Below are 15,097 nucleotides of genomic sequence, written 5' to 3'. Positions count from 1 at the left end.
GATGAGAAAGTTATTGAGATATTTACTTTTGGCAGTATTGATTCTGAATTTTTCAGAGGTTGCTTACTCACAATCCACCGAATCAGTGAGTTTTTCCATTCCAAAAACGATTTATTTTGGGGGTGAAAGAATATGGGTTTCTGGAAATGTGACTAGTGAAAGTGACAAAATAAGCTCTAAAATTATCTACGCAGAGCTGTTGAACAGATACAATGAATCTGTGGCGATAGCCAAAATGCCTTTGATAGATGGAGAAAGTTTCAATTTTTTGGAGCTTCCTACTGATTTGCCTTCCGACAATTACCTGCTACGAGTATTTACTAGAGTAAGTCCTTATCAGGATCTTGAATCTGGATTGTCACAACAGTTTGTGACAGTTTTCAATAGAGTAGCCCCACCTGCTGTTGTAGAAAAAAGAACTGTCTACCCAACCCAACCCAACAGTAATTCTGACAAAATCAGGATTTCTCAAGAAAGTCTGAGTTCAGGAAGTGTTTTTCAAGTGGAAGTTCCAGAGGGATTCAGTACTAGTGAAGTGGGAATCGCAGTTGTAAATCCATTTTTGTCAAATGCTGAGAAGGTTTCTTCCTCATTGATTTATGAATCAATCGATCCAAAACAAATGCTGCCTGAGTTATTTGGGCATATCATTGAAGCAAAAGTAGAACCTGCGGATTTGGATACTACCCAACTCTATTACATTTCTGTTCATGGAGAGAAATCTGCGCTATTTACAGATAAACCTGATGCGGATGGAAGTATGTTTTTTGATGCTGGAGGGATGAAAAACTGGAAGTATCTAGTGGCTCAGGCTGAAGGAAATAAAAGTTTGATAGATTTTAATATCGTATCTCCTGCGCCAAAAACGCATTTTAAATCTGATTTTAAAATTCCAGTGTTGGAAATAATGCCTTCAGATGAGCCAATTCTTAGAGAGCTTCTAAAAGGAGGACAAGTAGAAGGTTATTTTGTCCATGAATTTGAGGCGTTTGATTTCCCTGTAGTGACTGGGTTTGTGGAGGATCGCGTTTATCAATTGGATGACTATACCCGATTTGAAACGGTTGAGACTGTCATTAAAGAATATGTCCCGGAAGTTTCTGTCAAGACTATTCAGAAGAAAAAAGAATTTAGAGCGATCAATGCTCTAAGGAGCTTTGCTTTTGATTCCAACCCTCTTATGTTGGTGGATGCAATGCCTATATTTGATTCGGATGAATTAGCGGCTTTTGATCCGAAAGGATTTAAAACACTGGAGATTTTGACCCGGACTTTTTATCTAAATGAAGAGGCCTATCCAGGCGTTTTGAGCTTTACCTCTTACAAGAATGATTTTGGAGGTTTTCCTATTCCGTCAAATGGGATTTATCTGGATTATCAGGGGATTCAGCCCGAAATCAGTGAGGCTTCGACTTTGTTCAATCCGCCAGCAGACGATTTAACAATGGATTGGAGAACGATTCTTTTCTGGTCAAAAGTCCCTGAAACAACTCCAACATCCAATAAAATAGAATTGAAAGCACCTGAACTGAAAGGGACTTATCAAGTAACTGTAAAATCGCCAAACGGAACTTATTCCAGAACTTTTGAGGTGAAATAGCCGACTCGCTAGTTTAATTATCCTTCTTTTTCAATTCTTGTTGCAAAAACTGATTCAACTTTGCCTGATAGGTTTTTGCGTCTGGATCGAATTCCGGTGAAAGACTTTTCTTTTCTGGGAACGTTTCCATGTGTACCGTTTGAGTAGGGAAAGCGAATCTTACTCCCAAAGCTTCAGCCAACTTCATGATTTGAATTAATACTTCATGTCTACATTCCAGTTCTTCGCCCCAGGTTGGAACCTCAAAAAAGACGTAAAACATAATGTCTAGGCTAAATGAAGAAAGATTGTTGAAATAGACGTGGAATGCATCTTTTCTGGTTTTAGGATACGAAATCACAATCTCACGTAAGCCTTTGACAAACTCATTGATCAGTTCAGGAGGCGTATCATAGGTGATTGTGATAGTTGAATAGAACCTTCTGTATTGACGCAATCCATGATTGTCTATCGTCGCATCTGCGATTTTCCCATTGGGAATGTACATGACAGAATTACGAAATGTCCTAACTCTTGTTGATCTGAATCCCACTTCCTCTACAGTTCCATCCAAGTCTCCGGATGTGATCCAGTCACCGACTTGAAAGGGTCTATCCAAAAAGATCATGATGGATCCAAAGAAGTTTTTGATGGTGTCCTGGGCTGCCAAGGCAATTGCCACACCACCAATGGATAATCCTGTAAGGAATGGAATAATATCCAAGTCTAATCCCTCCTTAAGGACGAAGAGCGTTCCGATCACTACGACCACTGCCTTTAGACTTTTTCTAATCAATGGCACTAATTGATCGTCCAGAGTAGACTCGGTTCTTTCGGCCAGCTTAGAGAAGTACGCAGCTACCACATCCACGATCTTGTAGAAGATCACTGTGATTAAGAATGGTTTCAGCGTGTTGATGATTACGACAATCCAAGCCCAGATTTCTGTCGGCAACTGTAATACTGGTAGAAACAAAGCCAGCATTAAGACTATCAGATAGAAACTTGTAATCCTGGCAACAGGCAACAAATAATTTTCTCCTATATATCCATACCCGGTTCTTTTTAGGAGGTAAAGCAGTCCTTTGTCCACCAGAAAAGTAAATAAGGCATGACTGAGGAAAACAAGGAAAATTAAAATCAGGAAACCGATTAGCTGCCATAGATGGAATCCAAAATATTCCTGATTCCCGATCTTAGGTAAAAGATCCAATAATTTGGCGGTGCTGTAAGGATAGGTCTCTCTGTGAAGGTTGTTGATCTGTCCCACCGTGAATGCAGAGAATTTCCACTGATTCCCCACTTTTTCTAAAAAAACACCTGGGATTTTCTGCTTATCAAAATAGAAAATCTGATCAGAATTAGAAGAGGTATCCCTATAGTTGTTTTCATTTGGAATATCACTGGTTCGGATGATGATCCCTTTCCCTTCCAAAATCTGCTTGAGCTTGATGCTCATCTGATTTCCCTTTGCAGGGTCAACTCCTTTTAAATTCAGGGTTTTCGAAGCTTTATCCGGATGGAAATTGGTTTCTTCCAGATTGTGAAAAAAGCTCAACGTCGTATGATAAGGAGAACTTAAATTAACCTCTTCAGATATTTCCCGTAAATCATCCTGCTCTGTAATCAACTGTCCAAATGCGACAGAAGTAATTAAAGAAAAGAACCAAACAAATAGGAATTGCTTTTTAAACATGGATTGTGATTTTTCGCAAGTTAGCTTTTCAATTTTCCCAGCCCAAATGATTGATAATTCTTAGTCTGCCAGAAGGAATTCTGTGACTCTAGAACCATTGATCGTCCTGATTAGATATTGACTTTTTGCAGATTGATAGGTGATTTGAACTGCATTGCTGCTTTCCAGTGGCATAGTGGTCAATAAATTTCCATTCAAATCATATAAGTAGCTAAATTCCTGAGTTTTGTCTGTCAAAGCGAAGATTTGACGGTCAGCACCGAAATCAAAATATTGGTAAATGAGATCATCGCCTGCAACTCGTATTTTCATCAATTCCTGCTCGGATCGATCCAAAACAGCTACCTCATTGTATTGTTTTGAAACGAAAATGAAGTCATTCTCTTTTTGGTCAGGAACCAGCATAAATTCACTGTCTCGGTCTTCTTTGACCAATTGATTTCTATAGGTTACTTCCCCATTGAAATTTGTGTGAATGATCTCTCCATTGGAAGTGATCGTAACAAATTTGAAAGATCTTGACTTTGGATCTCTCCAAACCATACCACCCGATTTGATTGCATCGCCCAGTTTAATCGGCGTTCCACTTTGTTTTTCTCCTCTTCGGTTGAATAGGAAAAGATTACCTTTTTCTCCTAATGCGGCCATGAAATCGCCATTTCCAGGAATTCGGTAATGTCCCGGTGCACCTGTACTTTTTTCCCCGATGGTATTTGGATCCCATCCATCAAGATGCTGCCCGGTTTTATCTAAGAGGTATAGATTCCCATTTTCTGTACTGATGAAATATCGGTATTCTTTGGTGTTGGAATAATCAACAAGGTTTAAATCAGTGATCCATTCATTTCCAAGGCTAAATGGATATCCAGGAAGTAAATTTCCTAGTCGGTCGATTCCGTAGATTTTATTTTTAGTAGCTAAAAGAATTTGAAGCTTTCCGTTTTTATAATAATCCACCTGGAAAATTTCAGAAACAATCGGTCCATCGAGAGGGTAGGAGTAGACTTCCTCTCCAATCTCGTTGAAAAGATGCATGACATTTCTTTCATCTTGGACTAAAATATCCTGCGTGTTGTCTTGATAATTGATTACCGTCGATGGGCCGTAAATCAATGGCTGACCAACAGAAATGGATTTATTTGGCTGCAAGCTAATTGCTTCAGACTGCTTGGTCTCCGGTTGGAAATCGCTTTTGTAAGGGATTTTCAAAGTGGCTTCTGTCCTGTCGGGGAATTTATTCACATGTAATGAAATCCAAGGAAATGAACGGAAGGTACTGCTGTATCTTTGTAAAAATGAACTCCAGGAAGGATTGGTCGTCTTGGTCCAGTTTGACCAGATTTCATCGATGAGATAAATTCTGGAAAAGCCAGAGGCAGAGTTTAATTCTGATTTTGCAGAAGGAGAATTGGGTGAGTTTCTCCAGGTATTATTAGAGGTGAAATCATCCAAGATCATTTTCATCGCCTGCTGGGAATTGCAGAAAACCAGAATATCGTTCACACTGGTTACAAATGTCTGTCCAAACCCAGGGAATTTTCCTGCAAATAAATGAGCCGGAAAGTCCTCTTCGGAAATGAAAAGGATTTCATAGTCCAGGTAATAATCTGAATTGTTTTCGTTTTCTGCTTTTTGAAATTCCTTCAACAGAGAAATAGGCGTGGAGGAATCCATTGTTCTTGCCAGTAAAGCCAGATTCTGATCAGAGCCTCCATATTTCTCAAGATCCAGAAAATACAATTCACCAGAAAAATTATCAAAGAAGCCTTTGTCTGTGAGATTTCGCTGAATTTCACCGATTAAGGTAGAGCGGAAAGGGAAAGCTCGATTTTCAATTTTTTGAGTTTCAAAAATGCTTTCCAGATTGAACTGAGTTAAAGCAAGGGTGCGGTTGGAAATCAGAGATTCTATTGCAGTTAAATTTGCCCGGATGGAAGGTGTGAAATTGACTTCATCAGGATAAAATACTGGCCCTACAAACTCCAATCTGTCTTGCTGAAAAGAAAGATCCAGGGCCAAAGCCGCGTTCATGATTTGAAGGCTTGCGATTGCTTGGTTTTCACGATCTCCTGCGACGCCCTTTAGCATGGCAGCAAGCCCTTTTCCCGATAATAATAATCGGCCGGGGGAGTTTTTATCAATTGAGGAATTATTGATTAAGGTAGAAAAGGTTTCTTGACCTTCATTGATATAAAATCGAATAGCCTGCTCTACCAAGAAGGAGGAAGATGAAAAAGCAACGACATCTCCGAGGATGGAAATTGACCAATTTCTGTTGTTTTCTGCATCATAATATTCCACCACTTCCTGGTCAGAATACATTCTGTTTTGGAATCTTGCTCCAGCTGGGATTTTTGATTTAATGTCTTCAATCAATCCAGAGGTCTTATTTGGATTGAGATTTAAAGTGTAAAGTAGCTCAAAGTCCTCGATGCCAGTAGAATGTAGGCTTATAGTCATCTGCTCATCCTGAACCAATTTGGTCACTTGACCATTCTCTCCGGTGAGACTGTCCAGCGTGACTAGCTGATGAGAGATTTTTTCGAATGCAGGCAAAGATTTAAAAATGCCCCAAACCGGATCATTGACTAAAGAATTCCAAGTTTCTGCTGCTTGGTAGGTTTCAAAAACAAAAACAGCATCCTGACTGATCAGGTCAAGGCTATTGACTTTTCTTGCTGAAAAATAATTTTGGTAAGCCCAGTAACCTCCTCCTGCTAAAAGGATGATAAACAATAGGATCAGTAAGCTTTTCCAGATTTTCACTCGTCTTTTTCAGTTTCGAAGTAGATAATACAAAAATTAGACCTAAGAATTCAGAGAAAACTCTCCAAAATCTTAGGTCTATATAAAGGACTGATTGGATTATTTACCCAACTTATTCAATACGTCCATTACCTCTTTGACATGGCCTCTTGAAGTTTCAAGCAATGCTTTCTCTTCTGCGTTCAAGTCAAGCTCGATCACTTTTTCGATTCCATTTTTACCAAGGATAACTGGTACGCCTAGGTAACAATCGTCGATTCCGTACTCGCCGTCCAATTTGATACAAACAGGGAATACACGTCTCTGATTTTTCAAGATCGCTTCCACCATCTGAGCAGCTGCAGATCCTGGTGCATACCAAGCTGAAGTACCCATTAATTTCACCAATTCTCCACCACCAAATTTGGTTCTTTCGATGATAGCGTCAAGTTTTTCAGCATCGATCAATTCTGTCACAGGAATACCCGCTACAGTAGTATATCTAGGAAGAGGTACCATGGTGTCACCATGTCCACCCATTAAAATTGCTTGGATTTCCTTAGGAGAAACATTCAATTCAGAAGCGATAAATGCTCTGTATCTAGCAGTATCCAAGATTCCAGCCATACCCATTACTTTGGTTCTTGGCAATTTGGAAGTCAAGTGAGCTTGATAAGTCATCACATCAAGTGGGTTAGAAACCACAATGATGATGGCGTTTGGAGAATATTTTACCACATTTTCAGTTACAGACTTCACGATACCAGCGTTGGTCTCGATTAAGTCGTCACGGGTCATGCCTGGTTTACGAGGAAGACCTGAAGTGATCACTACCACATCAGAATTGGCAGTTTTGCTGTAATCATTGGTGCTTCCAACTGTACGGCTGTCGTACTGATTGATTGGAGCTTTCTGCCAAATGTCAAGGGCTTTGCCTTCAGCAACACCTTCTTTGATGTCCACCAAAACTATTTCTTCTGCGATTTCGCGATAAGCCAATACATCGGCACAGGTTGCACCCACGTTACCTGCCCCTACTACGGTTACTTTGCTCATGAGATTATATTGATTTTATTTTTATAACTGCCTTAAAAAAAGCGTCGCTAAGTTATTAAACTATGCCTAGGAATAGAAGCCCGATAGTGAATACTTTACCTGTAATGGCGGATTTTTGATGAATGAATGATGAAGAGGTTGAATATGCCTATTCAAACATCTGACGGAGACTGAAAAAACCAAAAGATTCTCGGTAAGATTTAAAAAGTCTTTGGTTGTTTTGATTGTAATACTCGGCAAGAGAGGTCATCATTTTAGCCTTGATCTTTGGGTTACTGTCAAAAATCTCCTGAATTGCAAAATAAGGGATCACAATTAAGTCTGCGTCTTCCGAAACGATAATTGCTGTGTAGGTTCTTTTGGTGTTTTCCAAAAGCGAGTTTTCCCCAAATGCTTCACCTTTATTGATTTCCAAAATGGTCTCAAAATTGTCTTTCACATCAATAGTCAAAGTGATTTGGCCTTTTTTGACAAGGTAAAGTGCTTGACTTGGGTCTTTGCTGAAAAATACTACTTCGTCCCTTTTGTATTTACGATGATGCATGGCAGGAATAAACCGAGCCATCTCCTTATTCTTCATTCGCTCAAAAAACTTGATCTGCGTGAGGAACTCAAACATTTCATGCTCTTGGGAAGTGTATGTTTTCGAAAATGGGTTCCTCATATTTACCGTTTTTTCAGGTATAAAGTTTTTCTTGTTGCTGCAGTTTGCTTTGCCCAGTCTGCAATTCTAAATCCAAGAATCCAAGCGATTTTATCACCTGATTCCAGAACTTTCACTCCCAGCTTTTTGACTAGGGGTACTTTCAAATCTATCAAAAAATCACTGATTTTTTTGCTGTTTTTCATTCCCAAAGGAATAATTCTATCTCCCTCTTCCCAGTTTCTGATTTTTAAAGGAAAAGTCAACTGCTCTAGATCGAGCATTGCATTCTGACTGTTTTTGTCTAATTCAGTTTGACCCGAAAGCTTAAGGATTTCATAAGTCCCCTCAGGAATTTTAAACCCTAGATCATTTTCAGAAATTTCTATGGGTTCAAAACTCAAAGTTTTTGGAGCCAATACCAGTTGATTCCTATCTAAATTCAATAAATATCCGGCTGATTCGAATATTTTTCCTGCCATTCCCTGTAGACAAGATTGGTAGATTTCCTGTGCCTGGATAGAATTAAAACCATAAGACCGGAGCCAGAAATAGAGTAATGAGGTTGCTCCTTCAGTGTGAATAAATCCTTTAAAATTAAGCGTTTGAAGTCCTTCTGAGTCTTTGATGTTCTGGCTTTTCCATAAATCAAATAGTCCAGAGAAAGCTTTCCCTGTGTCTTTTAGGCGATTCAAGCTGGTCAGTAAATTAGCTCTGGCATCTTCTGATGAATCGTATAAGACCGGCAGCACATCATGCCTGAGTTTATTTCTTTTGTAATCCGTTTTTTTATTGGAGCTATCTTCTCGCCAAACCAGTTTATTTTCCGCTGCAAATTCCTGAATTTGTTTCCTTGAAAATGGAAGCAAAGGCCTAATCAATTGCCCTCTTCGATCAGCCATTCCGTAAAGACCTTCTATTCCTGTACCTCTAGTCAAATTCAAGAAAATTGTCTCAAGTTGATCGTCCTCATGATGGGCAAGAATAATTCCGTCAAGTTTTCTTGATTCTCTTATTTCCTCAAACCACTCATATCGGATATCCCTGGCTGCCATTTGAGTGGATATATGATTTTCTTCGGCGATTTTAAGAGTATCAGCATGGTGAAGATGAAATTCAGTATTCCAGGTTTTTGCTAAACTTTTAACAAAGTTTTCATCACCATCGCTTTCTTTTTCCCGTAGACCGAAGTTAACATGGGCAACTTCAAATGGAATCTTGGAAATAAAAAGTAATTCACCCAAACATACACTGTCAAGCCCCCCACTGCAGGCTAAAAGGTATTTCTTCTCAGGATCCAAAAGGGACTTATTTCGGATATGCTGGATAAAAGCTTCGATCATTGATCAAAAATATCATTTTCTGCTAATTTTGCCCACATCTTAGATTTTATGAACGTTCAATTCACTCGAGTTTTTCTCACTATCAGTTTTTTGATTCTGGTATTTCCATGGGCTATCGCTCAGGATGGTTCTACCTTGGAGATCCGGAGAGCTGGTCGTCTGGAAGGGGCAAATGGCTTCCAAAGATTGATTGGGGATGTGATGATGGAACATCAAAGTTCATTGATCTACTGCGATTCCGCACACTTTTTTAGAGAAACCAATCAAGCAAGACTTTTTGGAAATGTAAGGATTGTAGACCAAGAGGATCCAATTAAAACCACTAGCAGGTATGCCGAATATGATGGGAATACCAAACTGGCTAAGCTTAGAAACAATGTGGTTTTCACGAATGAAGAGACCACACTTTATACAGAATATCTCGATTATGACAGACAATCGAATATTGCGTTTTATTACAATGATGGGAGGGTGGTCGATTCAACCAATGTTTTGACCAGCAAAAGAGGGAGGTATGAAGTAAATCTAGAGCGGATTACTTTTCAGGAAGATGTCGTTCTCGTGAACCCGGATTACACGATGAAGACTAATGACCTTGTTTATATGACCATCCCGAAAACGGCTGAAACAAAAGGTCTGACAAATTTAATTTCGAAAGAAGGTAATACGCTAGATGCTGAAAAGGGAAGTTTTTACGATACACAAAATAAGCAGTTCAGATTTTTTGAAGGAGTGGTAGAAACTGAGACGAGTAGAGTGAAAGCGATCGAATTATTTTACGATGAAAATTTAGCCTATTACGAAGGAAAAGATGATGTCCGGGTTTTGAACAAAGAGCGGGAAGTGGAGATTTTTGGGGATGTTGGTAAATACTGGGAGGATAGAAAATACAGTTTGGTTTATGGAAATGCTTTAGTCAGAAGGTATTTTGAACAGGATACGCTTTACATGACTTCCGATTCCTTGATCTCACAGGATAATAAACAGGATTCTGCTAAATTTCTACTGGCTTTTCGTTCGGTAAATTTGGTGAAATCAGACCTCTCTGGTAAAGCCGATTCTTTGGTTTACAACTACAATGATTCTTCCATTCAGTTATTCAAAGATCCGGTCATGTGGAATCAAAAAAGTCAGATTTCTTCCGACAGTATGACTTTCTACATCGAAAATGAAAATTTAGATAGAGTGTTTTTAAAAGATAATGCATTTATTATCACTCAGGATACCATCTTAAATTTCAATCAAATGAAGGGAAGGAAGATGATGGGGTATTTTGATGCAGGTCAGATTAATCAAATGGATATTGATGGCAATGGGGAGTCTCTATACTTTGTGCTTGAAGCGGATACCATGTCGCAGGGGATTAACTTGACGAAAAGCGCAACCATCAAATTGAGATTTAAAGACGGGGCAATTCAGAAAGTGAATTATGGAGTAAAACCGGATGGCAGGTTTATTCCATTTCAAAGTTTGAATGAAGATAATTCTAGGCTTTCAGGTTTTAATTGGAGGTTTGAAGAAAGACCCGATATGAATACCGTCTATAACTGGAGGACCATTGTGGAGATTGATCCTGATGCCCAAAATTTATTCAATATTCCGGAGGTGGAGTTGCGAATGCCTACTGATCAAGAGATTGAAAGTGAATTGAAAAAAAGAGGCGTTCGATTCGAAATTAAAGAAAATGAAGGGATAAAAAAGTTGGAAAATGTCCTAAACGACTGATTTGAGAAAAAATTTTATCAAGGTTAACAAGAATTAACCCGATTTTTCTGCCTTCTCCTTAACATCAAACTATTTTTGTGCGTATATTGATTACTGTTAAAACAGCAGCACCGCTTATTGATTAGAACTTTACATGAATAATTTCCTCAAACTTTTTATGTGGCTTTGCCTGATGTTTCCGCTATTTGCGGGAGCGCAGCAAGTTCGCGTGTTGAGTGAAAATCTAGAGTTCGATGGAGATTTAAGCTCCACACAGCGAAAGACAGTGATTCTTCAGAACGAATCCAATCAAGCAAAAACCTACTTCCTTAAAAATATTAATGGAAATATTGGTTCATCCCAGCATGTCAAAATTTGTATTGGTGATGATTGCTATGACCCCAAAAGAGATCTTGCCAAAGTTAGAATTACACTTCAGCCAGGAGAATTAATGACTGATTTGTATCTCGATTTTGAAATGGGGATCGTTGAAACAAGAGGAAGTTTTGATTTAAACTTTGTCAACCTGGAAAATATCAGAGAATCATTTGTGATTGAAGCGCGTTATGATGTTTCCAATCCAAATAAGAAAGTTGATGAATTTGACTACAAAGATTTAATCCTAAGTGACGTTTACCCAAATCCAAGCAACCGAATTGCTCAGTTGGATTACCAGTTAAAAAATCCTAACGCCAAAGCTAAAATTGCGATAAATAGCTTTATTGGGAACCCTGTTGCAGAATATGAGCTTGATCCAGATAGAACTTCTCTGGTGATCAATGTTTCAGATTTCAATCCAGGAGTTTATTTCTACACTCTTTTTGTTGACAATAAAAATATTGTGACCAAAAAGCTACAAGTCAAGAAGTAAGCTGAAATCACTCCTTCTTTCAACATTTGAATCCGAATAATTATCCCGTATATTTGCGGTCTTGAAAATGAAAATGCGCGTACCCTACATTATCGTTCTAGTACTATTGATGGCAGTATCAGCCTGTGGTCCATTCAATAAGCTTGAAAAAAGCACCAATTGGGAGGAATTATATGCTGGAGCCAATAAATATTATCAAGAAGGTGAATATAATAAGGCAATTATCCTTTATGATAAAGTGCTTCCAGTGATCCGTGGAAGTGAAAAGGCTGAACTGGCAGATTATAATTATGCCAATTGCCATTTCAAAACTAAGCGATATATTGAGGCAGCTGGGTATTTCAATAATTTCTTCAGAACCTATAATCGTAGCCCATTGGCAGAGGAAGCGTTGTTTATGCATGCTTATTCCCTGTATTTAGATGCTCCTGATTATAATTTGGATCAGCAAAGTAGCCAAGAGGCTGTCGCTGCAATTCAACAATTCGTTACAAGATTCCCTGGATCCGCCAGTTATGAGCGAGCTATGGAAATGTTGGATGATTTGGAGACAAGATTTGAAGAAAAAGCGTATCAGGAATCTTCGATGTATTATAGACTAAAGGATGGTTTGTATCCCGGAGACTTCATGAGAGCATGTATTGTGAACTTTCAGAATTTTGCCAAAGACTATCCTGATAGCAAGTATAATGAAGAACTTGCCTATAAGTTAGTAGAAGTAGCTACAGGATATGCTGAGAATTCTGCCTATGCTAAAAAAGAAGAGCGTTTGACTGATGCCTTACGTTTCGCTGGCAATTTCTATAGAAAGTATCCTGATAGTCCTTTTACTTCAGAAGTGAAAACTTATGAGGAAAAGGCTAGAGAGGAAATGCAAGATCACTTGGAGTTGAAACAGAAAGTTGCAGAAAGAGTAGCTGAGCAAGAAGCTGAAAAAAAAGCAACCCTTGATACTTCAACAAAAGAAAATTAAAGAAACATAACTAGATAAAAATATGGCTATTAATCCGTCCATTATCACTCGTGATTTAGACAAAATCGCAGAGAAGACAGGAAACCTTTATGAATCTCTTCATGTAGTAGGTCAGAGAGCAAAGCAGATTTCTTCAACTCTAAAAGAGGAATTGAACAACAAACTATCTGAGTTTGCTTCTACTGTAGATAACCTTGAGGAAGTTTTCGAAAACAAAGAGCAAATCGAAATCTCTAAGTTTTACGAAAGAATGCCTAAGCCTTCTACCATGGCAATGGAAGAGTTTTTGGAAGGTAAAGTTTATCACAGATATCCTACTGAAGGATCAGGGGAATAAAATTTATGAACCTAGAGGGTAAGAAAATTATCTTGGGCGTAACCGGTAGCATTGCCGCGTATAAATCAGCTCATCTTACTCGATTATTGGTAAAAGCTGGAGCAGAAGTGCAAATTATTATGAGCGCTTCTGCTCTTGATTTTATTACACCGCTCACCTTAGCGACACTTTCCAAAAGACCGGTTTTAGTCAATTTCCAAAAAGATGAAACTGGAGTCTGGAATAATCATGTGGAGCTAGGACTTTGGGCGGATTTATTTTTAGTAGCACCAATAAGTGCTAATACACTGGCGAAATTTGCCAATGGACTGTGTGATAATTTACTCACAGCCACCTACCTATCAGCAAGATGTCCAGTTATGATCGCACCGGCGATGGATCTGGATATGTATCAACACCCTTCTGTCAAAGAGAATCTAAAGAAATTAGCTTCTTTTGGAAATGAGATCTTAGATGCAGAATCAGGGGAGTTGGCTAGTGGTTTATCAGGACAGGGAAGAATGATGGAGCCTGAGAATATTTTGATTCAGGTAGAAAAGTTTTTCTCCAGAAGCCTGGATTTTCAAGGAAAGAAGGTCCTTATCACAATGGGACCGACTCAAGAGGCTATTGATCCTGTTAGATTTATCAGTAATCACTCCAGTGGAAAAATGGGTTTGGCAATTGCAAATTCATTTTTGAAAAGAGGCGCTGAAGTCTACGTTGTCTCAGGTCCAATCTCATTAAAAGTAGATAAGAATTCATTTCATTGGTACGATGTGAAATCAGCAAAAGACATGTATGCTGCAGCCCACAAGCTTCATGGAATGATGGATATCTGTGTTTTTGCAGCTGCTGTGGCCGATTATGCTCCGGCAGAAGTAGCTCCTGAAAAGATCAAAAAGAGTGATTCTGAGCTTACTTTCAAGATGGTCAAAAATGTAGACATAGCATCAGAGCTAGGAAAAATGAAGCAGCCTGGTCAACTTCACATTGGATTTGCACTTGAGACGGAAAATGAATCTGAAAATGCAAAGGCTAAATTGGATAAGAAAAACTTCGATTTGATCGTTTTGAATTCTATGAGAGATACTGGAGCAGGATTTCAATTAGATACCAATCGAGTTCATATTTTCCAACGTTCAGGAAAATCCATCAGCTCAGATGTCGCTACTAAGGATACAATTGCTGAATTGATTTTGGATCAAATCAAATTAGCTCCAATTTGGGTCTGAACTTGATTATTTCCTTATTTTTAGAGCTATGAAGAAAGCAATTTTCTGCTTGGTTTTGATTTTACTTAGTCATCTTGGGTTTACTCAAGAACTGAATTTCACCGTGATCATTAATAGTGATCGGGCAAGAATTCAAAATACCACGGTTTTCTCCACAATGAAAACCAGTTTCGAACAATTCTTAAATGGTAGATCTTGGACGACAGATGAGTTTCGACCAGAAGAACGTATCAAGGGAAATTTGCTGATCACAATCAATGATGTGCCTCAAGTGGGCGTGTATAATGCTACGGTTCAGATACAAACAGTAAGGCCGGTTTATGGAACCAATTACGAATCCCTGATCTTTAATTTTGCGGATAGGAACTGGAACTTTGAATACATAGAATCCCAACCTCTAGAATTCAATCGATTTAACTTTTTGAATAACATCAGCTCTCTTCTGGGATTCTATGCCCACATTGCTTTGGGGATGGATTATGATAGTTTTTCCAGTAAGGGTGGAGATGATTTTTACGAAATTGCCAATGACATTGTGAATAATGCCCAGCAATCCGGCCGGCCAGGTTGGGTTCAGAGCCCTACCGATCGAAGAAACCGGTATTGGTTGATCAATGATATTTACACTTCATCAGTTTATGCTCCGATTCGGGAAGCCTATTATTTATACCATCGTCAAGGGTTGGATATTCTGCAGGTAGAACCTGATAAAGCCTACGAAAATATGCTCCAGGCGGTGCGATTGGTGGCAGAAGCCAATAAAACTCAGCCAAATGGAATCCTCACCATTACTTTTATGGATGCTAAAGGCGATGAGATTTCTAAGGTTTTTAAAAATGCACCAATGGAAATTCGGACAGAATTAGTCGAACTTTTATTGGAGGTAGATCCGAATAATGCCAGAAAATATAATGACTTGCTGAAAAGCTAAAGTTG

12 protein-coding genes are annotated in these 15,097 nt (G+C 38.8%); 7 read left to right on the top strand and 5 right to left on the bottom strand.

The features are described 5' to 3' along the window. Position 1: 1 nt before the first annotated feature. Entirely contained in the window at positions 2-1,600 is a 1,599-nt protein-coding gene (locus FHS59_RS07640) for a hypothetical protein (RefSeq protein ID WP_184494573.1), read from the top strand. Between the two features lie 13 nt (positions 1,601-1,613). Here the strand turns inward: FHS59_RS07640 and FHS59_RS07635 are convergent, their stop codons facing one another. The 5 genes from FHS59_RS07635 to tilS all read right to left on the bottom strand — a co-directional run bounded on the left by FHS59_RS07635 (position 1,614) and on the right by tilS (position 9,062). Beyond that, on the bottom strand, positions 1,614-3,275 hold the full coding sequence (locus tag FHS59_RS07635; protein ID WP_184494572.1) for a mechanosensitive ion channel family protein: 1,662 nt from the start codon (positions 3,273-3,275) through the stop codon (positions 1,614-1,616). 60 nt (positions 3,276-3,335) lie between these two features. Next, positions 3,336-6,041: a hypothetical protein gene (locus FHS59_RS07630; protein ID WP_184494571.1), complete on the bottom strand. Its 2,706-nt coding sequence runs from the start codon at positions 6,039-6,041 to the stop codon at positions 3,336-3,338. Between the two features lie 99 nt (positions 6,042-6,140). Beyond that, the gene (gene mdh / locus FHS59_RS07625; protein WP_184494570.1) at positions 6,141-7,076 is read right to left on the bottom strand and encodes a malate dehydrogenase; all 936 of its coding nucleotides are present in this window, start codon (positions 7,074-7,076) and stop codon (positions 6,141-6,143) included. A 148-nt stretch (positions 7,077-7,224) separates the two neighbouring features. Further along, the gene (locus FHS59_RS07620; RefSeq protein ID WP_184494569.1) at positions 7,225-7,740 is read right to left on the bottom strand and encodes a Crp/Fnr family transcriptional regulator; all 516 of its coding nucleotides are present in this window, start codon (positions 7,738-7,740) and stop codon (positions 7,225-7,227) included. Positions 7,741-7,742: 2 nt separating this feature from the next. After that, positions 7,743-9,062 carry a tRNA lysidine(34) synthetase TilS gene (tilS, locus tag FHS59_RS07615; RefSeq protein ID WP_184494568.1) on the bottom strand — a complete coding sequence of 440 codons (1,320 nt, stop codon included), beginning with the start codon at positions 9,060-9,062 and terminating at the stop codon, positions 7,743-7,745. 48 nt (positions 9,063-9,110) lie between these two features. On the opposite strand from tilS, the gene FHS59_RS07610 reads away from it, so the two are divergent. The 6 genes from FHS59_RS07610 to porD all read left to right on the top strand — a co-directional run bounded on the left by FHS59_RS07610 (position 9,111) and on the right by porD (position 15,092). Continuing rightward, positions 9,111-10,787: an OstA-like protein gene (locus FHS59_RS07610; protein ID WP_184494567.1), complete on the top strand. Its 1,677-nt coding sequence runs from the start codon at positions 9,111-9,113 to the stop codon at positions 10,785-10,787. 133 nt (positions 10,788-10,920) lie between these two features. Continuing rightward, complete coding sequence (locus FHS59_RS07605; RefSeq protein WP_184494566.1) at positions 10,921-11,637, top strand: T9SS type A sorting domain-containing protein; 717 nt, start codon at positions 10,921-10,923, stop codon at positions 11,635-11,637. 67 nt (positions 11,638-11,704) lie between these two features. After that, complete coding sequence (locus FHS59_RS07600; protein ID WP_184494565.1) at positions 11,705-12,610, top strand: outer membrane protein assembly factor BamD; 906 nt, start codon at positions 11,705-11,707, stop codon at positions 12,608-12,610. Positions 12,611-12,632: 22 nt separating this feature from the next. Continuing rightward, on the top strand, positions 12,633-12,947 hold the full coding sequence (locus FHS59_RS07595; RefSeq protein ID WP_184494564.1) for a DNA-directed RNA polymerase subunit omega: 315 nt from the start codon (positions 12,633-12,635) through the stop codon (positions 12,945-12,947). A gap of 5 nt (positions 12,948-12,952) precedes the next feature. Further along, positions 12,953-14,161 (top strand): bifunctional phosphopantothenoylcysteine decarboxylase/phosphopantothenate--cysteine ligase CoaBC, encoded by a 1,209-nt coding sequence (gene coaBC / locus FHS59_RS07590; RefSeq protein ID WP_184494563.1) that lies wholly within the window; start codon positions 12,953-12,955, stop codon positions 14,159-14,161. Positions 14,162-14,189: 28 nt separating this feature from the next. Beyond that, positions 14,190-15,092, top strand: coding sequence for a type IX secretion system protein PorD (gene porD, locus FHS59_RS07585; RefSeq protein WP_184494562.1), 903 nt, complete (start codon positions 14,190-14,192; stop codon positions 15,090-15,092). Positions 15,093-15,097 lie beyond the last annotated feature (5 nt).

This window comes from Algoriphagus iocasae, assembly GCF_014206875.1.
Lineage (GTDB): Bacteria > Bacteroidota > Bacteroidia > Cytophagales > Cyclobacteriaceae > Algoriphagus > Algoriphagus iocasae.
The sequence above is the reverse complement of the archived record's forward strand: the minus strand, read 5'-3'. Positions and strand labels throughout refer to the sequence as shown.

Excerpts from the sequence above, each read along its gene's own strand:
- FHS59_RS07620 (WP_184494569.1), bottom strand. The coding sequence starts at position 7,740 with ATGAGGAACCCATTTTCGAAAACATACACTTCCCAAGAGCATGAAATG.
- tilS (WP_184494568.1), bottom strand. The coding sequence starts at position 9,062 with ATGATCGAAGCTTTTATCCAGCATATCCGAAATAAGTCCCTTTTGGAT.
- FHS59_RS07610 (WP_184494567.1), top strand. The coding sequence starts at position 9,111 with ATGAACGTTCAATTCACTCGAGTTTTTCTCACTATCAGTTTTTTGATT.
- FHS59_RS07600 (WP_184494565.1), top strand. The coding sequence starts at position 11,705 with ATGAAAATGCGCGTACCCTACATTATCGTTCTAGTACTATTGATGGCA.
- porD (WP_184494562.1), top strand. The coding sequence starts at position 14,190 with ATGAAGAAAGCAATTTTCTGCTTGGTTTTGATTTTACTTAGTCATCTT.
- FHS59_RS07640 (WP_184494573.1), top strand. The coding sequence starts at position 2 with ATGAGAAAGTTATTGAGATATTTACTTTTGGCAGTATTGATTCTGAAT.
- FHS59_RS07595 (WP_184494564.1), top strand. The coding sequence starts at position 12,633 with ATGGCTATTAATCCGTCCATTATCACTCGTGATTTAGACAAAATCGCA.
- coaBC (WP_184494563.1), top strand. The coding sequence starts at position 12,953 with ATGAACCTAGAGGGTAAGAAAATTATCTTGGGCGTAACCGGTAGCATT.
- FHS59_RS07635 (WP_184494572.1), bottom strand. The coding sequence starts at position 3,275 with ATGTTTAAAAAGCAATTCCTATTTGTTTGGTTCTTTTCTTTAATTACT.
- mdh (WP_184494570.1), bottom strand. The coding sequence starts at position 7,076 with ATGAGCAAAGTAACCGTAGTAGGGGCAGGTAACGTGGGTGCAACCTGT.
- FHS59_RS07605 (WP_184494566.1), top strand. The coding sequence starts at position 10,921 with ATGAATAATTTCCTCAAACTTTTTATGTGGCTTTGCCTGATGTTTCCG.